This window comes from Micromonospora sp. WMMC273 (assembly GCF_027460285.1).
GTDB lineage: Bacteria > Actinomycetota > Actinomycetes > Mycobacteriales > Micromonosporaceae > Micromonospora > Micromonospora aurantiaca.
Genome location: NZ_JAPZBE010000001.1, coordinates 560,920 through 579,985, shown reverse-complemented (window position 1 = coordinate 579,985; position 19,066 = coordinate 560,920). Strand labels below are relative to the sequence as shown.

Below are 19,066 nucleotides of genomic sequence, written 5' to 3'. Positions count from 1 at the left end.
GCGGATGCGACATCTCTGGAGCTTCCTCGCCGGGTTGGCGGTGGCGCCCGTCACCTGGGTGCTCGTCACGCTCGGTCAGGACGGATCTGAGCGGACCGTCGACCGCTGGGTGGAGATCGGGACGTACAGCACGCCGAACCTGATCGAGCCGGCCGTCTATCTGGGCGTCGCCGGCATCCTGCTCGGCCTGCTCGGCACGTTGCGCTTCTCGCCGTTCGGCCCGCTGGCGGCGGGCCTGCTGCTCGCGGTTCCGTACCTCGGGCTGTTCGTCGCGCCGTTCAGTGTGCGGGACCGGGTGCCGGACGACCTGAGGCTGCTCGGTGACCCGCTGCCGCTGCGCGACCCGCTCGACAACGGCACGCTGTTCCTCATCGGCGCGCTGCTGCTGATGGCCGTGTTCAGCACGAGCCGCTGGCGGCGTCCCGCCACACCCGCGACGGCCGAGGCGGAGCTGACCCCGGCCGTCGCACCGGTGGAGCACAAGCCGACGCTCACCGACTGGCCGCCGGCGCCGGCAAAGGACCCGGACACGCCGCCGCTGACGCTGGCGTACCCCGAGTCCCCCACCGAACCGCTGCCCCGCCGCACCGGCGGCGAGTCGCCGTGGTCCGCGCCCCCGCGCGGAGCGGGCCGGCCGGAGGGCACCGAGAGCCGTTGAACGAGTGCGGGCGGGCCGGTACGTGACCGGTCCGCCCGCCCGAACGTCGCTCGTCAGCCCTTGAGCAGCTGACGCGCCATGACGATGCGCTGCACCTGGTTGGTGCCCTCGTAGATCTGGGTGATCTTGGCGTCCCGCATCATCCGCTCGACCGGGTAGTCGCGGGTGTAGCCGTAGCCGCCGAGCAGCTGGACCGCGTCGGTGGTGATCTGCATGGCGGCGTCGGACGCGAAGCACTTGGCGGCCGCGCCGAAGTAGGTCAGGTCCGCGTCGCCGCGCTCGGACTTGCCGGCGGCGGCGTACGTGAGCTGCCGCGCCGCCTCCAGCTTCATGCCCATGTCGGCGAGCATGAACTGGATGCCCTGGAAGTCGGCCACCGGCTTGCCGAACTGCTTGCGCTCCTGGACGTAGCCCTTGGCGTAGTCCAGCGCGCCCTGGGCGATGCCGACCGCCTGCGCGGCGATGGTGACCCGGGTGTGGTCCAGCGTCTTCATCGCGGTGGCGAAGCCGGTGCCCTCGGCGCCGATCATGCGGTCGGCCGGGATCCGGACGTTGTCGAAGTAGACCTCGCGGGTGGGCGAGCCCTTGATGCCGAGCTTCTTCTCCGGGGCACCGAAGCTGACGCCCGGGTCGGACTTCTCCACCACGAACGCGGAGATGCCCTTCGACCGGGCTGTGGGATCGGTCACGGCGAACACGGTGTAGTACTCGGACACGCCCGCGTTGGTGATCCACCGCTTCACGCCGTTGAGCACCCAGTGGTCTCCGTCACGCACCGCCTTCGTCGTCATCGAGGCGGCGTCGCTGCCCGCCTCGGGCTCGGAGAGGCAGTAGGAGAACATGCCCTCCCCGGCCGCGACCGGGGTGAGGTACTTGCGCTTCAGCTCCTCGGAGCCGGCCAGCAGCAGCGGCATGGTGCCCAGCTTGTTCACCGCCGGAATCAGCGAGGACGACGCGCAGGCCCGGGCCACCTCCTCGATCACGATGGCCGTGGCCAGCGCATCCGCACCGGCGCCGCCGTACTCGACCGGGATGTGCGGGGCGTGGAAGTCGGCGGCGCGCAGGGCCTCGTACGACGCCTTGGGGAACTCACCTGTCTCATCCGCCTCGGCGGCGTGCGGAGCCACCTTGGCCGCACAGACCTCACGGACCGCCTCCCGGATCGCCTCGTGCTCCTCCGGCAACCGGTAGACGTCGAACGACTGCTCTGCGGCCATGTCGGCCCTCCCCTTTCACCGCTATCATGCGCAGTCTGTGCCGCCCGGGGGCCGACGACTGCCGCAAACTGAAGGATAGCCACCGGCCCCGGCCGAACCTTACCGGCGGGTAGGCTCGCGCCCGAGCCTCGCCCGCCCGACCCCATTACCCTCACAGCAGACATCCAGTTCCCTCGGTGCCCGGCCTCGGCGCCCCAGCAGAATGCGACGCGTGGAAGCGCCGCCAGTGCGAGCGGAGAAGACAGGCGTGACGATTCCGTACCCGAACACCCAGCCGATGCCCGCCATCGCCGCGGTGACCCCGCCGTCCGGCGCCGCCCGCCCGCGGGTGACGTTCCTCGGCACCGGCTACCTCGGTGCGACCTACGCCATCTGCTATGCGGAGCTGGGCTACGAGGTGCTCGGCTTCGACGTGGACGCCGACAAGATCGCCAAACTGAACGCCGGCGAGGTGCCGATCCACGAGCCGGGCCTCGACGAGCTGCTGCGGCGCAACCTCGCCGCCGGCCGGCTGCGGTTCAGCACCGACATCCAGGAGACCGCCGACTTCGGCGACGTCCACTTCATCTGCGTCGGCACCCCGCAACGGGCCGACGGGATGGGCGCCGACCTGTCGTACGTCGAGGCGTCGGTGACCAGCCTCGCCCAGCACCTGACCCGCAAGGCGCTGATCGTCGGCAAGTCCACCGTGCCGGTGGGCACCGCCGAATGGGTGGAGCAGCTCGTCGGCAAGCACACCCCGGCCGACCTCGGCGTCGAGGTGGCGTGGAGCCCCGAGTTCCTCCAGGAGGGCTTCGCCGTCGACGACGTGCTGCGTCCGAACCGGATCGTGGTCGGGGTCAAGAGCGAGTGGGCAAACGGCATGCTGTTCGCCGCCCACAAGGGCGTCTTCGACCTGGCCGCCACCGAGGACCGCGAGGTGCCGCTGGTGGTCACCGACTTCGCGACCGCCGAGCTGGTCAAGGTCGCCGCGAACGCGTTCCTCGCCACCAAGATCTCCTTCATCAACGCGATGGCCGAGGTCTGCGAGGCGGCCGGCGGCGACGTCACCCAGCTCGCCCGCTCGATCGGCTACGACCCGCGCATCGGCAACCGGTTCCTCCAGGCCGGGCTCGGCTTCGGCGGCGCCTGCCTGCCCAAGGACATCCGCGCCTTCCAGGCCCGCGCGCAGGAACTGGGCGCCGGTGAGGCGCTGCGCTTCCTGCACGAGGTCGACCTGATCAACCAGCGCCGCCGCAGCCGCGTCGTGCAGCTCGCCGCCGAGCTGCTCGGCCGCCGCTCCGGGCCGGCCGGCCCGGACCTGTCCGGCACGCGGGTCGCGGTGCTCGGCGCCACGTTCAAACCCAACACCGACGACGTACGCGACGCGCCGGCGCTCGCGGTCGCCTCGCTGCTCGGCAAGGCCGGCGCCGACGTGCACGTGTTCGATCCGCAGGGGGTCGAGAACGCGCGCCGGGCGGTGCCCGAGCTGACGTACGAGGAGACGATGAACGACGCCGTCCGCGGCGCCGACCTGGTCTGCGTGCTCACCGAGTGGGCCGAGTTCCGCAACGCCGACCCGGTGGCCCTGGGCGAGCTGGCGAACGGCCGCAAGGTGGTCGACGGGCGCAACTGCCTCGACTCCACACTGTGGACTCAGGCCGGCTGGGAGTACCGCGGCATGGGCCGCCCCTGATCCGCTGAGCGCGCGGACCGGCCGCCGGGGATCGTCTCCCGGCGGCCGGTCCGTTTTTGTTGTCCGGAACGCGGCGGCAACTGTCGAAATCCCGGCCCACTCAAGGCATGCTGCCTCTGGGAGGTCCACAGTGCGGGGGCACGGGCGGACGGGAGACTGTCGTGGAGAGCTTCAGGTGCGCCTCGTGCGGGCAGGACATCAAGCCCGCCGTCGTCTGCCCGCACTGCGGCGCGCACCAGCCGCAGTGGGCCGAGCACCTGGCCGACATCGAGCGCTCGATCGCCGAGATGAAGGCCCGCGACGCCGAGATCGCCCGGGAACAGCGGCAGATCGCCGCCAAGATGCAGGCCGCACTCTTCCAGCGGGACATCCTGGCGCACGCCGGTGAGGAACGGATCCGGCAGGCCACCCGGCCGCGCCGGGTCCTGCGCCGCCGGCCCGGCCGCCGCCCGCCCACCGCGGCCACCGGCGCGCCGCCCCGGGTGCCCCGCCAGGGCACCCCGCCGCCCGGCCCGCCGGAGGACCTGCCCCCGTCGCCGCCGCGCGGCCGCCCGCGCTGGCTCGACGCGGACGACCCGGAGCACCCGCCCGAGGCGTCCTCGCGCGAGGTGCAGAACATCCCGCTCGGGCTGGGCGCGCTCCTGCTCGGCGTCGCCGCGGTGGTCTTCGCCGCGGTCGCCACCAGCTCGATGGACGCGCTGGCCCGCCTCGGCGTGCTGCTGGTGGCGACGGCGCTGATGTTGCTCGCCCCGCCGGTGCTGGCCCGGCGCGGGCTCACCTCCACCGCCGAGACCATCGCCGCGGTCGGGTTGCTGCTGGTGCCGCTGGCCGGGTACGCGCTGTGGGCCGTCGACCGGATCGGCGGCGACGGATCAGGTGCCGCGTTCGCCGGGACGATCTTCCTGGTCACCACGCTCGTCGCTCTCGGGTACGCGTACGGGACGGGTCTGCGCGCGCCACGCTTCGCCACGGTGCTGGCCGCCCAGCCGGTGCTGCCGCTGCTCGCGTACGAGCGGATCACCGGGCCGGTCGGCTGGGCGCTGGTGCTCACCGTGGTGGCGGTGCTCGACCTGGCGCTGGCCCGCTCAGCGGTGGTACGCGAGCGGCCGGTCCGGCAGGACCTGCCGGTCACCGAGCCGGCACCGCCGGTCCCGCCCCGGCAGCGCGCCGACGACGTCCGGCCCGAGTCGGCGCCGGAGGAGTCCGCCGAGGTGCTGGGCGGTGAGACGCCGCCGGGTCCGGCCGCCACCGCCACCGCCCGGCCGGTGCCCTGGCTGCCCGAGCTGACCTGGCTGCTGCACGGCGTGGCGGTCGCGTTCGCGCTGGCGTACGCGGTCACCGGCCTCCTGCGCGCCGCCACGGTGCCGCCGGCCGCCGCCGCGGGCGCGACGTTGCTCCTCGCCGCCCTGGTCGCGCTGGCCGGGACGCTCGTCCTGCGTCGGCCGCCGCTGCCGGACGTGGGCGCCGGCATCCTCACGCTGGCGGTCATCGGCGCGCTCGGCCGGGTCGCCTCGGTGGCCCTGCCCGGCCGGTCCCTGCTGCTCATCTCCGCCGTCATCGCGCTGACCGGGCTCGCCGTCCGGGCCGTACCGGAGACGGCCCGGCGTGGGCCGCAGATCGCCTCCGCGGTGGCGCTCACGGTCAGCGGCCTGGTGGTCGCCGGTGGCGCGCTGCGCGCCGGGCTGGCCCCGGTCCGGGCCGCCCTGCCGGCCTGGTCGGCGGATCTGAGCGGATGGCACGCCGAGCTGGCCCGGGCGGTCGGCCCGACCGGCTGGCAGCTCGCGGCCAGCGCGTTGCTGCTCACGATCGCCGCCGTGATCGCGCTGCCGGCCGAGATCCGGCGCGAGTTCGCTGTGGTCGGCGCGGCTCTCACCGCCCTCGCCGTACCCGCGTCGCTCGGTCTGGGCTGGGCGGCGGCCTGCTGGCCGATGCTGCTCACAGCAGTAGCGGTCGGCGTGCTCGGGCTGACCGCGCGTACCGAACGGTCCGCTGTGGCGCACGCGGTGACGGCGGCCGGGCTGGGCCTGATCGGCGCGGGCGCTTCGCTCGCCCGCCCGGCGCTCACCGCCGCCGCGCTGACGGTGCTGTTCCTGGCCGGGGCGCTGGTGTCCCTCGCCCCGCGGGTCCGGCTCGCCGCCGCCGCGACGGAGACGGTCTGCTCCTGGGCCGCCGGTGGCGCGGCGTTCGCCCTGCCCGGTGCCGTCGCCGCGTTCGTGGCGGCCACGGTGCCGACGCCGCCGGTCGCCACACCGGCGAACCTGCGCGAGATCACCGTGCCGATCCTCGCGGCGAGCTTCCTCGCCGTCTGCGTCACGCTCGGCTATGCCGCCCTGGTGCAGGTGGCGCAGCGGCACCTGAGCATGCCGCACGCGCTCGGTACGGTGCTCGGTGCGGTGGCGGTCGCCGCCGCCGCGTTCGGTGCGCCTGGTGCGACCTCGGCCGACGCCTGGGTGGGCAGCCTGCTCCTGGTCGCCGCCGCGCTGCTGGCGCTCGCCCCGCGCATCGACGCCGGGCGCCGCGCGGACATGTCCCTCGACGGGTCCGACCTGGCGCTCGCCGCCACCACAGTGGCGCTCGTCGCCACGCTGGCCCGGATCGCCGCGGTGCTCGCCCCCGGCGGTCAGCTCGTGGTGGCCTCCGCGCTGGTACTGCTGGTGGCGGTGGCCGCCCGGGCACTACCCGAGGAGTGGCGGCGCGGCCCGATCCTCGGCATCGCCGCCGGTGGCACGCTGATCGGCCTGATCGCCGCCTGGAGCGCGTTGCGCGGCGGGCTCGGCGTGCTGGCCACGCCCGGCCCGATCTGGGCCGGTGACCTGACCGGCTGGCCGGCCGCACCGACCGGCGGATCGACCTGGCAGGCCCCGGTGGCGCTGGCGCTGCTGGGGGTGACCGCGGCGATCCTGCTGCCGCCGCCGTGGAAGTACGACGTCTCCGGGCTGGCCGCCGTGCTCGCCACTGTGGGCGCCCCGGCCGCGTTCGACCTGCCCTGGTGGTCCCCGGTGCTGGTCGGCTGCATGGTGGCCACCGTCTACGGCATGGCGGCCGCCGCGTCGGCCGATCCCCGGGCCGCACTGTCCCGGGCCACTGTGGCCGGGGTGGTGGCGCTGCACGCCGCCGGGGCCGGGCTGGTGCGGCCGTGGACCACCGCGCTGGCGCTGGGCAGCATCGCGCTGATCGGCGCCACGGTGGCCGCCGTGGCCCGGACGGTCGCGCCGTCGCTCGTCGACGACGTTCGCACCGAGGGCATGCCGCCGCACCTGGTGCAGGTGGGCGGCGCGGGTGCCGGAGCCGCACTGCTCGCGCTGCCGGGCGCGGTGGCCGCGCTGGCAGTCGAGTACGGCCGCCCACCACAGGTGGTGCTCACCGCCGCGCTCGCCGCCGCCAGCATCGGTCTGGCCGCGATCGCGGCGGTACGACGGCAGGTGCCGCAATATCTCCCGTACGCCAGCGTCGCGGTCGTCGGCGCGGCCACCGTGACCGCCGCCGCGGCGCTCGCGGTCGGCCTGCCGGCGGGCGTGTTCGCCGCCGCCGCCGCGTTGCTCGGTGTGCTCGCCGAGCTGATCCGGGCGGCCACCGTCCCGCCCGCCGGTTCGGGCCGGCCGGTACGCCGCTGGACCGTGCTGCTCAACGGGGCGCTACGGCGCGCCCCGGACGATCCCGAGCTGCGCTGGCGGGTCAGCCCGGCCGCCGGTGCGCTCGCCGCCGCGGCGCTGCCCACCGCGCTGGCCCTGGCCACCCTCGCGCCCTCGCTCGTGGTGGCCTTGTTCTCGCCGTTCGCGGTGCTGCGCCGGGTGTGGCAGGGGCCGCCGCCGGAGCTGCTGACCCCGCCGCCGGATGCGGTCGACCCCACGCACGTGCTCACCGCGCTGCTTCTGACGGTGACCGCGGCGCTCGCCGCCACCGGCTTCAGCGGCGGCCGGCGGTCCCGGGCGGTGCCGGTGATCCTGCCCGGGGCGGCGATCACGCTGCTGATCACGCCGGTGGCGCTCGGCAAGGGCTGGCCGGTGACCGCGCTGGCCGCGCTGGCGGTGTTCACCATCTCGATGCTCGGGCTGGCGCTCACCCCGCCGCCGGCGATCGCCGAGCCGGGCCGGTCGATCCGGGTGGCCCGGGTGCTGGTCTTCGCGCTCGGGCTGGCCGCCGGTGGCGCCGGGCTGGCCGGCAGCCTCGCCACGAGCGACCTGACCGTGTTCACGCTCGGCGGGGCGGTCGGCGTGGGCGCCGTCGCCGCATTGTTCGGCACCACCCAGCGGGCGCGCATCCTGGGCTGGTTGTTCGGCTCGGTGATGGCGCAGCTGTTCGTACTCACGATCGGCCTCAAGTCCGGGCTGGCTGCTGTCTGGTCCGCGTTCGGGGTGCTCGCTGTCGGCGCGGCGTTGCAGGTGTTCGCCGCCACGCTGCCCCGGCTGCGCCGTCCCGAGGCGTACCGGGAGGCGGCCACCGTCGAGTGGAGCGGCTACGGGGCGGCGCTCATCGCGCTGGCGCTGGCGTACGACTCGCCCCGGCACATCGCCGCGCTGCTGGCCGCCTGGGGTGCGGTCCTCGGGGTGGCGGCGAGCCGTCCGGGACGCCGTCCGATGGAACGCAATCTGCTGTTCTGGGCGGTGGTGGCCTGCGAGATCAGCGCCTGGTGGATCCTGATGCGGGTGGCCGACGTGGCGCTACCGGAGGCGTACACGCTGCCGTTCGCCGCGCTCGCCCTGCTGGTCGGCGTCCTGCAACTGCGGCACCGGCCCGACCTGTCGAGCTGGGTGGCGTACGGGCCGGCGCTGGTCACCGCGTTCCTGCCCACGCTGGCGATCGTGATCGCGACCGAATCCAGCATGCTGCGCCAGGTGCTGCTGCTGCTCGGCGCCGTCGCGGTGCTGATCTTCGGCTCGACCAGCCGGCAGCAGGCGCCGGTGATCGTCGGGGCGACGGTGACCGCGATCGCGGCCGTGCACGCGTTGTTCAGCCTGGGCCCGTGGCTGGTGCTGATCCCGGTCGGCATCGTCCTGCTGGCGCTGGGCGCGAGCAACGAGCGGCGTCGCCGCGCCCAGGAGCGCCTGCAGACCGCCCTGCGCGGGATGCGGTGAGCCGGTCCCGGCCGGCCTGACCCGTCGCGGAACAGGTCACGCTCCGTGTCGACGAGCTGCGGCGGGGATGCCGGCCCTCTGCCGCCTTTGCTCTGCACCCACGGAGGCGACAGTCACCAGCCGTGACGACGGCTGCAGCCGAGCCGTTTGGCGGCGCGAGGCCGGAGCGCAGGTCAGGGCCATGCTGCGCCGATGGCTGCAGAGCAAAGTCGGCGGAGGGCACAGACACCCGTCGACCCGGCCGGTCACGCTGAGCGACCGGGCGCCTGTGGAACAGAGAGTGACGAGACGGTCAGATCAGGGAGGCGCGCAGTGCGGCGTCCTTCTCCGCGACCAGGTCCTCCAGGCTCGCCTGGTAGGCGGCCATCCTGTCGCGCAGCACCGGATCCGAGGCGCCCAGGATGCGTACCGCGAGCAGGCCGGCGTTGCGAGCGTTGCCGATCGACACGGTGGCGACCGGCACGCCGGCCGGCATCTGCACGATCGACAGCAGCGAGTCCATGCCGTCGAGGTACTTCAACGGCACCGGGACGCCGATCACCGGCAGCGGGGTGACCGAGGCGACCATGCCGGGCAGGTGAGCCGCCCCGCCCGCGCCCGCGATGATCACCTGCACGCCACGGTCGGCGGCGGCCCGGCCGTACTCGATCATCTTGACCGGGGTGCGGTGCGCCGAGACCACACCCACCTCGTACGGCACGCCGAACTCGTCGAGCGCCTCGGCGGCGGCCTTCATGACCGGCCAGTCCGAGTCGCTGCCCATGATCAGCCCGACGGTGCTCATCAGTGCCCCTCCTGGAGCCAGCGGGCGGCGCGCGCGGCCCGGGCCCGTACGTCTTCAAGGTCGTTGCCGAGCACCGTGACGTGCCCGATCTTGCGGCCCGGGCGGACCTGCTTGCCGTACAGGTGGACCTTGGCCCCGGGCTCGGCGGCGAACAGGTGGTGCAGCCGCTCGTCGATGGAGATGCCGCCCGGCTCGCCGCCGAGCACGTTCGCCATCACCACGACCGGCGCGGTCAGCGACGTGTCCCCCATCGGGTAGTCGAGCACCGCCCGCAGGTGCTGCTCGAACTGCGAGGTTCGGGCCCCCTCGATGGTCCAGTGCCCGGAGTTGTGCGGCCGCATCGCCAGCTCGTTGACGACCAGCCCGGACGGCGTGTCGAACAGTTCCACCGCGAGCAGGCCGACCACGCCGAGCGCCGTCGCCAGGTCGATGGCGAGCTGTTGCGCGGCCACGGCCTGCTCCTCCGGCAGGTCGGGCGCGGGCGCCAGCACCTCGACGCAGATGCCGTCGCGCTGCACCGTCTCCACCACCGGGTACGCGGCGACCTGCCCGAACGGCGAACGCGCGACCTGCACGGCCAGTTCCCGGCGCAGCGCCACCCGCTCCTCGACCAGCAGCGGGGTGCCACCGGCGAGCAGCGTGGCGGCCAGCTCACCGGCCTGACCGGCGTCGTCGACCATCCAGACGCCGCGCCCGTCGTAGCCGCCACGGGCGGCCTTGAGCACCACCGGCCAGCCGGTCTCCTCGCCGAAGGCGATCAGGTCGGCCGGGGACTCGACCGGACGCCAGGCCGGGTTCGGCGCGCCCAGCTCACCGAGCCGTTCCCGCATCACCCGCTTGTCCTGCGCGTGCACCAGCGCCTCGGCCGGCGGGAACAGCTTCACGCCCTCGTCGGTCAGGGCGCGGATGTGCTCGTTGGGGACGTGCTCGTGGTCGAAGGTGACCACGTCGCAGCCCTTGGCGAACGTCCGCAGCGCGGCCAGGTCGGTGTGGTCGCCGTACTGGACGTCGGCGGCGACCAGCGCGGCACCGTCGTCCGGGGCGAGCGCCAGCACGCGCAGCGACTGGCCGAGAGCGATGGCGGCCTGGTGGGTCATCCGGGCCAGCTGGCCGCCACCCACCATGCCCACGACGGGGAGACCGGTACGGGAGTCCATAGCGCCGCCAGCCTATAAGGGCCGGTGCCGGGCCGGACCGTGAGGGCGGTCCGGCCCACTCCGCTCAGCCGAGCTGCGCGATCAGCTCCTCGACGCCGGTCACCGGCCGCTGGCAGACGAAGCCCCGGCAGACGTAGGCGGCGGGCTTCCCGTCGACGAACGGCCGCCCGGCCAGCAGCGGCACGCCGGGCTGGTCCGGGGCGCCGGCCACCACCACCGCGCCGGGCGGGGCGTGACGCCGCGCCGCGGCCACCAGCGGGTCGCCCTCCGGGTCGCCGGTCGCCACCGCGATCTCGTACGGCCCGGACAACAGCGCCTCGCCGACGGTTGCCGCGTACCCGGTGAACCGGGCGTGCCGGTCGACGATCGGCGCGACCGTCGACAGCGTCTTCTCGGCCGCCTCCCGGTAGCGGGTCTCGCCTGTCAGCGCCGCGTACGCAACGAGCGCCGCGACGATCGCCGACCGGCCCGACGGGGTCGCGTTGTCGGTCGGGTCGGCGGGCCGGGTGACCAGGCGCTCGGCGTCGTCGGCGGTGTCGTAGAACGCGCCGTCCGGGCCGGCGAACCGGGCCAGCGCCACGTCGAGCAGCTCACCGGCCAGCGTCAGCCACCGCCCCTCGCCGGTGAGCTGGTGCATCGCGCAGAACGCCTCGGCGACGCAGCCGTAGTCCTCCAGCACCCCGGCCGGCTGACCCACGACCTTGTCCCGGGAGACCCGGCGCAGCCGGCCGTCCACCAGGTGCACGGTGGCCAGGTGCTCGGCGGCGTCCCGCATCGCGCCGTCGGAGACGATCAGCACGCCGTCCATCAGGTTCGCGTCCTCGTCGTCGGGCGACACGAGCAGCGCGGCGACCTGCTGGAACTCCGCGATGGCGGTGATCGCGAGCCCGTTCCACGCGGCCACCACCTTGTCGTCGCGGGCCGGCTGGGGGCGGGTGTCGCGGGCGGCCAGCAGCCGGCCCACCACGTCCTGCCAGCGGGCCCGCACCGCCGGGTCGGCGTCGTCGACGTCCCGGGCCAGCCGCAGCACGCTGGTGCCGTGCTCGAACGTGCCGTCGGCGGTCACCCCGAACAGGTCCGCGGCGAACCGGCCGTCGTCGGCCCCCAGCACCTCGACGAGCTGGCCGGGCGTCCAGACGTAGGTGAGCCCCTCGACGCCCTCGGTGTCCGCGTCGAGCGCGGAGGCGAAGCCCTCACCGGCGCGGTGCAGCTCGTCGGCGAGGAACCGGGCGGTGTCGCGGGCCACCCGGCGGGCCAGCCGGTCGCCGGTGAGCCGCCACATCTGGGTGTAGACCCGCAGCAGCAGCGCGTTGTCGTAGAGCATCTTCTCGAAGTGCGGCACGGTCCAGTGGCCGTCCACCGAGTAGCGGGCGAACCCACCGGCGAGCTGGTCGTTGAGGCCGCCGCGGGCCATCGCCTCGCAGGTGTGCCGGGCGATCTCCAGGCTGCGCGCCGAGCCGGTGCGCTGGTGGTGCCGGAGCAGGAAGAGCAGGTTCATGTGCGGCGGGAACTTCGGTGCGCCGCCGAAACCGCCGTTCGTCTCGTCGTACTCCCCGGCGAGCCGGCTCGCGGCGGCGTCGAGCAGATCGGCGGTGAGCGGGGCCGTCACGCCACCGACTGCCTGCGCGCCGCCGATCGCCTCGACCACGGCGGCGCCCTGCCGCAGCACGGCCTCGCGCTGGTCGCGCCAGGCGGTGGCGACCGAGCCGAGCAGCCGGATGAAGTTGGCGCGGGGGAAGTACGTGCCGCAGAAGAACGGGGTGCCGTCCGGCGTGGCGAAGACGGTCATCGGCCAGCCGCCCTGCCCGGTCATCGCCTGGGTGGCGGTCATGTAGACCGCGTCGACGTCGGGACGCTCCTCGCGGTCGACCTTGACGCAGACGAAGTCGTCGTTCATCAGCCGGGCCACTGCCTCGTTCTCGAACGACTCGTGGGCCATCACGTGGCACCAGTGGCAGGCCGCGTAGCCGACCGAGATCAGAACCGGCACGTCGCGCCGTTTCGCCTCGGCGAACGCCTCGTCGCACCAGGGCCACCAGTCGACCGGGTTGTCGGCGTGCTGGAGCAGGTAGGGCGACGTGGCCTCGGCGAGTCGGTTCACCACCCGACCTTAGCGAGCGCACGGAGCCGGTGCGGCGCGAGTGCGGCGGCCGGGCCGGGGTCGTGGTCCCGGCCCGGCCGCCCTCTCACCGGGTCAGGGTGAGCGTCGAGGTGTCCCGCACGGTGAACTCGTTCCAGTACTCGAAGTCGCGGACCAGGATCTCGCTGACCGCCTGGGCGGTGCCGCGCTGGAACTTGACGTCGGCCGGGTAGGTGGTGGCCGACCAGGGCACCACCTGGCCCGGAACGCACGGGATGTGGGGTGAGAAGTAGCCGCGCACCATGCCCGCCTTCTTCTGCTCCTGGACCAGCTCGCCCGCGATGGAGAAGGAGTCCGCCCGGGTGCAGGTGATCGAACCGCGGACGGTGGCGATGCCCTTGTTGTCCACCGTCGCCACCGGGTCGACGGTCAGTGTGACGTCGAGTGCCGGCAGCGGCGGCGGGTTGCCGATGTGGATCTCGCCCCGCAGGCCGCCGGTCGCGCCCTCGCACCGGATCTCGAAGGTGGCGTCGAAGCGCTCGACGTAGTCGAACGGGCCCCAGTCGGCGTGCAGGACCGTGAACGACCCGATGCTCTGCGCGCAGGAGCGCCCCCATCCGCCGTTGTAGAGCTGCAGGCTGGCCGCGTCGCTCCCGTAGACCGGCTGGCTGACGTTCTGGTAGGTGTCACCCGCCTTCAGCGTCTGACCGGCCGGGGCGGAGATGCCCAGACGCCAGGTGTTGTCGGCGTCGCTCCAGAACTCCATCCCGAAGTGCTGCTGGTCGTGGCCCCACGCGTTCATCTCGTCGCCGGGCGTCGGTGCCGCGGAGCTGTAGGAGTAGGAGTTGCCGGCGGTGATCGGATCACCCGGCTCGCCGGTCACGGCGAACGACCAGGACTCCGCCGGCCGGGCCCGAGCCGGCGCGGACATGACCAGGCCGGCAGCGCCGGTGGTCAGCGCCAAGGTCGAGGCGAGCAGAATCCGTCGCCAGGAACGTCTCATCGTCGTCCTCCCCGTGTGGACGTCAGCGGGTACGCCTGCCGCACCCGCCGTGCCAGCAGCGTAGGACCGGCCGGGCGTTCTCCGCTGCCCCGTCCACGGCGGACGGACGGGTCAGGAGGCGCCGTCCGCGCGCAGCGGGAAGACGTTGCCGCGGGCGGCGTCGCGCAGTGATCCGAGCACCGCGGAGATCTTGTCGGCCGGCATCGGCTTGAAGAAGTGGTAGCCCTGGGCGGCGGTACAGCCCAGCTCGGCCAGCGCGGTGCGCTGCTCGGCCGTCTCCACGCCCTCGGCCACCACCCGCAGCCCCAGCTCGTGGGCCAGCCCCACTGTGGTCCGGACGATCGCCGCCGCCTCCGGCGAGTCGGCCATCCGGAGCACGAACGAGCGGTCCACCTTCAACTCGTCCACCGCGATCCGGGTGAGGAACGTCAGCGACGAGAACCCGGTGCCGAAGTCGTCCACGGCGAGCTGCACGCCCATGCCCCGCAGCGTGGCCAGCACCTCGTCGATGACCTCCAGCTCACTCATCACCACCGTCTCGGTGATCTCCAGGACCAGCCGGTGCGGCGGCACCTGGTGACGGCGCAGCGCCTCGTCGATCTCGGCGGGCAGCCGCGGGTCGAGCAGGCTGCGCGCGGACAGGTTCACCGAGATCGGGATGTCCAGCCCGTCCCGCGCCCACCCGGCGGCGACCGCCAGCGCCTTGTCCAGCACGTACCGGGTGAAGCTGCCGAGCTGCTCGCTGTTCTCCACCGGGCGGATGAAGTCGGCCGGGCCGAGCCAGCCCCGGCGCGGATGCCGCCACCGGATCAGCGCCTCCACCCCGGTCGGCGCGCCGGTCGCCAGGTCCACGGCCGGCTGCAACGCGAGCACCAGCTGGTCGTCGGCGGCCAGCGCCTCCCGCATCTCCGCGAGCAGCGCCAGGTGGTCGGTGCTCGCCGCGTCGCGGGAGCTGTCGTACGCGGCGACGCTGCCGCCGCCCTCCTTCGCCTGGTACATGGCGATGTCGGCGCGCCGCAGCAACTCGGTCAGGTCGGCCGCGCCCGCGTCGGCCACCACGACGCCCACCGCCACCTCGACGGACATCCGCACCCCCGCCACCTCGGTCGGCGCGGCGAGGCGCTCGGCGACCTCCCGGGCCTGGCGCAGCGCGTACGCCAGCGGGGCGGTCCGCTCCTCGACCAGCGGCACCGAGGTCAGCAGCAGCGCGAACTCGTCGCCGCCGAGGCGCCCGAGCAGGTCACCCGGCCGGGTCAGCGCGGCGAGCCGGTTGGAGGTGAGCCGCAGCAGCTGGTCGCCCGCCGAGTGCCCGAGCGTGTCGTTGACCTCCTTGAACTGGTTCACGTCGAGCAGCAGCAGTGCCACCGGGTGGTCGTGGGCGCGCTGCCGCAGCGCCTGGTCCCCCTTGGCGAGCAGCGCCGCCCGGTTGAGCAGCCCGGTGAGCTGGTCGTGCACCGCGTCGTACGACGAGCGGGCGGTGACCAGCCGCAGCTCCCGGTGCGTGGCGGCGTCGTGCAGGGCGGCGGCCAGCGCGTCCCCGAAGGCCGCCACGCCGTCGCGTTCCCGGGCGCTCGGCGGGGCGGACCGGGCGAAGCGCACCCGCAGGCGGCCGACGTCGGCGGAGCCAACCACGAGGCGGCGCACCAGCTCGTGCTCCCCCGCCTCGGCGCCGGCCGACGGTTCCACCTCCCGGTCGCGTACCTGCCCGCCGCGGTCGGCCCGGTAGCGGCGCCAGCGGCCCTCGCCCCGGGCCACGTCGACCTCGACCAGTTCCGCGCCGAACAGGGTGAGCGCGCCGGTCACCGCCGCGGTCGCCACGCCGCGCTCGTCGAGCTGGTTGAGTGCGGCGGTGGCCTCGGCGAACGCCCGCCACGTACGCCGCTCCTGGTCGGCGCGGAGCCGGTGGCGGTACGTCTGCTGGAGCAGCCACAGCGGCGGCGGCAGGAGCAGCAGCCAGCGCGCGTCGAGTTCGAGCAGCGCGACGACCACCAGGCCGACCGCCACGTTGCCGACGAACATGAGCAGCTTGCCGCGCAACGCGGCGAGCAGCGGCGGCCCGATCGCGATGCCGTGCCGCAGGGCGAGCGTGACAGCACCCAGGAAGGCTGTGGTGAGCAGGTACGTCACCGCGGCGGCGCTGAGCGTGAGCGCCAGCTCCGGCGTGGGCGCGGCGAGCAGCGGCGGGCCGAGCGCGGTGGCCACGGCGGCGGCGAGCGCGGTGGCGGCGGTGAGCGAACCGGCGATCCCCACCAGTTCCAGCGCGGGACGACGGTCGGAGACCAGCGACATCACGGTCCAGGAGGTGCCCACGCCCAGCAGGGCGGCGGCCGGGAGCCAGCCGGCAGGCACCAGCCAGAGGCAGACCACGAGTGCGGCCTCGCCCCAGGTGATGCTCACCATGCCCGAAGCGCTGCGGAAGCGCAGCCGGGCGAGCTGGGCCACCGCGAACGCGGCAGCGGCGATGCCGAACCGGGCCGCACCCGGGAGCGAGTCGTCGGCCGGCAGGTGCGACGGGACGGTGAGGCCCAGCACGGCGGCGAGCAGACCGGTCAGCGCGACCGCGACGGTGAGCAGGACGACGCCCACCGGTGTCCCGCGCAGGCCGATCCGGTCGGGGGAACGGTCGGCCGGCTCGGTGGTCACGGGGCCGCCCCGTCGACGCGTCGGGCCGGGGCATGGTCGGGGGCCGGTGCTGCCATCGACATCGGCGTCCCCCTTCCGCGCAGGGTCCGGGGCCTGACGGTCCCCCCGGCGGAAGGCTAAGCCAAAGCCGGTGGCCGCAACAGGGGGCGACGACCGGCTTCGACGTGATTCACGCGGTGTTCAGCTGTTGCGACCCTGCTGAGAGCCGTTGGGGGCGTTCGTCGGTGAATCCTGCTCGACGAGCCCGTCTGTCGGATCGGCGACTGCGGAATCGGCCCGGCCCGGGGTGCCCTGCTGCGGGAAGCGGTCGGGCAGCCGGCGCAGCCGGGCGTTCATGTTGCGGATCAGCAGGACGGTGACGGTGGCCAGCGCGACGATGAGGAAGAGGCCCATCGGACCGGCCAGACCACCCGTACGGGTGTCACCGAAGTTGTTCTGCGCGAGCACCTCGACGGTGGTCAGCATGGTGTTCCTCCGATGTGCGACTGAGCACCAGGGTAGACCCCGGCCGGGTCAGTGGGCACGGCACGCCTCTCGTACGCCGGCGAACAGGTCGGACTCGGGCAGCGGGCTGTCGACCAGCGAGCGGGCGAGTTGGAAGTCCTCCGTCGGCCAGGCGCGCTTCTGCAGTTCCATCGGCACCTGGAACCAGAAGCCGTCCGGGTCGATCTGGGTGGCGTGCGCGCGCAGCGCGTCGTCGCGGACCGGGAAGTAGTCGGCGCACTCGACCCGGGTGGTGATCCGGGCGCCCTTGTCGGGGCGCTCGTCCCAGCGCTTCATCCACTCGCCGTACGGCGACTCGAGCCCGGCGGCGAGCACCGCCTCGTGCAGGCTCATGATCTTGGCGCGGGAGAAGCCCACGTCGTAGTAGAGCTTCAGCGGCTGCCACGGCTCGCCCAGCTCGGGGTGGCGGTCCGGGTCACCGGCCGCGTCGAACGCCGCCACGGTGACCTTGTGGGTCATGATGTGGTCGGGGTGCGGGTAGCCGCCCTCCTCGTCGTAGGTGGTGACGACATGCGGCCGGAACTGCCGCATCAGGCGCACCAGCGGCGCGGCGGCGACGTCCACGTCCTGGAGGGCGAAGCAGCCCTCCGGCAGCGGCGGCAGCGGGTCGCCCTCGGGCAGCCCGGAGTCGACGAAGCCGAGCCACGCCTGCTCGACGCCGAGGATGGCCCGGGCGGCGTCCATCTCGGCCCGCCGGATGTCACCGATGTTCGCCCAGACGTCGGGGCGGTCCATCTTGGGGTTGAGCACACTGCCCCGCTCGCCACCGGTGGCGGTGACGACCAGGACGTCCACCCCCTCGGCGACGTATTTCGCCATGGTGGCGGCGCCCTTGCTCGACTCGTCGTCGGGATGGGCGTGCACCGCCATGAGACGCAGTTGTTCTGCCACCTTCGGCGCTCCTCGTCTGTGCCCGCCGACCGGCCTCCGGGCCGACCGGCTGACCTGCCGGAATCTCCCCCCGCGCCCGCGAAAGCCCCCGTGACGGCCGGTCGGGGGGCCGCCACCGGAGTGGCCAGGGCCACGCCCGCCGGTCCAGGCCGACCTGCCATCCTTGACTCAGCGCCGGGCTGGGAAGATGGACCTAGCCATTCTTGCCGATGCCGCCGACAACAACGCCAGGAGATACCCGCCGGTGAGCGAGACGCACGCCACAGTCGCCGCGAAGGCACCGGTCTTCCCGCCGGGCCGCTACGGCCGCCGCCGGGAGCCGGGGCGCCGCCGGCCGGTCCTGCTCGCCCTGACGGTGACGGTCATGCTCGCCGTCCTCGGGCTGGGCGCGGCGAAGCTCTACTACCAGTACGGCGACCCGGAGTACCAGGGCGAGATGATCAGCTACTCCGACATCACCGACTCCCGGGTGATCGTCGACTTCCGGGTCACCGTGCCGCCGGGCGGCTCCGCCACCTGTCTGCTGCGGGCCCGCTCCCACGACGGGGCCCAGGTGGGCAGCGCCGAGGCCACCGTGACCGCGGAGCCCGGCCAGCGCCACATCCGGACCCGGCAGGAGGTGCCCACGAGCGCCCGGCCGTTCATCGGCGAGGTCCTGCGCTGCCGGCCCGCCGGCTGAGCCGGGCCGCCGGCGAGTCGCCGGCCACCGCACCCCGGTCCCGCCGCCGGCACCCGGGGTGATTGATCACACCTCGACGCGACCCGCACTGGTAGCCTTGCAAGTTCACCTGTCAGCCAGTCCGCACCAATCGAGGAGACCGCCTGTGTCCACAAATGGAAACGAGGCGCCCGCCACCTGGCTGTCCCAGGACGCCTACGACCGTCTGCAGGCCGAGCTCGACGAGCTGATCGCCAACCGGCCGGTCATCGCCGCCGAGATCAACGCCCGGCGCGAGGAGGGCGACCTGCGGGAGAACGGCGGCTACCACGCCGCCCGCGAGGAGCAGGGCAAGGCCGAGGGCCGCATTCTCTACCTCAAGGAGCTGCTGCGCACCGCCAAGGTCGGCGAGGCACCGGACACCGACGCGGTGTCGCCGGGCATGGTCGTGAAGATCTACTTCGACGACGACGCCGACGACAGCGAGACCTTCCTGCTCGGCTCCCGGGAGATCGCCTCCACCACCGACCTGACGGTCTACAGCCCCGAGTCCGCGCTCGGCAAGGCCATCCTCGGCGGCAAGGCGGGGCAGACCTGCACCTACACGGCGCCCAGCGGCGCCGATATCAAGGTGACCATCGTCTCCTTCGAGCCGTACAGCGGCTGACCCCTCCGGACCCGCGCCGGATGGCTCGGGTCCCGAACCCGACCGAGGCTGACA

Annotated in this window: 13 protein-coding genes; 5 read left to right on the top strand and 8 right to left on the bottom strand. The window is 74.0% G+C overall.

Annotation, left to right across the window (positions count from 1 at the left end):
- Window positions 1-4 precede the first annotated feature (4 nt).
- Window positions 5-658 (top strand): hypothetical protein, encoded by a 654-nt coding sequence (locus tag O7611_RS02895; protein ID WP_194798516.1) that lies wholly within the window; start codon window positions 5-7, stop codon window positions 656-658.
- A 53-nt stretch (window positions 659-711) separates the two neighbouring features.
- On the opposite strand, the gene O7611_RS02890 is transcribed toward O7611_RS02895, so the two are convergent.
- Entirely contained in the window at window positions 712-1,875 is a 1,164-nt protein-coding gene (locus O7611_RS02890) for an acyl-CoA dehydrogenase family protein (RefSeq protein ID WP_269696155.1), read from the bottom strand.
- A gap of 247 nt (window positions 1,876-2,122) precedes the next feature.
- Between O7611_RS02890 and O7611_RS02885 the strand changes: the two genes are divergently transcribed.
- Both O7611_RS02885 and O7611_RS02880 read left to right on the top strand, forming a co-directional pair.
- On the top strand, window positions 2,123-3,550 hold the full coding sequence (locus O7611_RS02885) for a UDP-glucose dehydrogenase family protein (protein ID WP_013284143.1): 1,428 nt from the start codon (window positions 2,123-2,125) through the stop codon (window positions 3,548-3,550).
- Between the two features lie 161 nt (window positions 3,551-3,711).
- Complete coding sequence (locus O7611_RS02880) at window positions 3,712-8,625, top strand: SCO7613 C-terminal domain-containing membrane protein (RefSeq protein WP_194798518.1); 4,914 nt, start codon at window positions 3,712-3,714, stop codon at window positions 8,623-8,625.
- Between the two features lie 292 nt (window positions 8,626-8,917).
- Here the strand turns inward: O7611_RS02880 and purE are convergent, their stop codons facing one another.
- The 7 genes from purE to mca all read right to left on the bottom strand — a co-directional run bounded on the left by purE (window position 8,918) and on the right by mca (window position 17,687).
- The gene (gene purE, locus O7611_RS02875) at window positions 8,918-9,409 is read right to left on the bottom strand and encodes a 5-(carboxyamino)imidazole ribonucleotide mutase (RefSeq protein WP_194798519.1); all 492 of its coding nucleotides are present in this window, start codon (window positions 9,407-9,409) and stop codon (window positions 8,918-8,920) included.
- Window positions 9,409-10,566, bottom strand: coding sequence for a 5-(carboxyamino)imidazole ribonucleotide synthase (locus O7611_RS02870; RefSeq protein WP_194798520.1), 1,158 nt, complete (start codon window positions 10,564-10,566; stop codon window positions 9,409-9,411). Before O7611_RS02870 ends, purE begins: the two co-directional genes overlap by 1 nt.
- Window positions 10,567-10,630: 64 nt before the next feature.
- Entirely contained in the window at window positions 10,631-12,667 is a 2,037-nt protein-coding gene (locus tag O7611_RS02865) for a thioredoxin domain-containing protein (protein ID WP_269696154.1), read from the bottom strand.
- Between the two features lie 85 nt (window positions 12,668-12,752).
- A complete protein-coding gene (locus O7611_RS02860; RefSeq protein WP_269696153.1) occupies window positions 12,753-13,649 on the bottom strand; it encodes a hypothetical protein in 897 nt (298 codons plus the stop codon).
- A 111-nt stretch (window positions 13,650-13,760) separates the two neighbouring features.
- Complete coding sequence (locus O7611_RS02855) at window positions 13,761-16,256, bottom strand: putative bifunctional diguanylate cyclase/phosphodiesterase (RefSeq protein ID WP_194798951.1); 2,496 nt, start codon at window positions 16,254-16,256, stop codon at window positions 13,761-13,763.
- A gap of 216 nt (window positions 16,257-16,472) precedes the next feature.
- Window positions 16,473-16,757 (bottom strand): hypothetical protein, encoded by a 285-nt coding sequence (locus O7611_RS02850; RefSeq protein WP_194798523.1) that lies wholly within the window; start codon window positions 16,755-16,757, stop codon window positions 16,473-16,475.
- Between the two features lie 48 nt (window positions 16,758-16,805).
- A complete protein-coding gene (gene mca / locus O7611_RS02845; RefSeq protein WP_135243394.1) occupies window positions 16,806-17,687 on the bottom strand; it encodes a mycothiol conjugate amidase Mca in 882 nt (293 codons plus the stop codon).
- A gap of 244 nt (window positions 17,688-17,931) precedes the next feature.
- Here mca and O7611_RS02840 point away from each other — a divergent pair, with 244 nt between their 5' ends.
- Both O7611_RS02840 and greA read left to right on the top strand, forming a co-directional pair.
- Window positions 17,932-18,366: a DUF4307 domain-containing protein gene (locus tag O7611_RS02840; RefSeq protein WP_194798524.1), complete on the top strand. Its 435-nt coding sequence runs from the start codon at window positions 17,932-17,934 to the stop codon at window positions 18,364-18,366.
- A gap of 145 nt (window positions 18,367-18,511) precedes the next feature.
- Window positions 18,512-19,012: a transcription elongation factor GreA gene (gene greA / locus O7611_RS02835; protein ID WP_013284133.1), complete on the top strand. Its 501-nt coding sequence runs from the start codon at window positions 18,512-18,514 to the stop codon at window positions 19,010-19,012.
- Window positions 19,013-19,066: the final 54 nt, after the last annotated feature.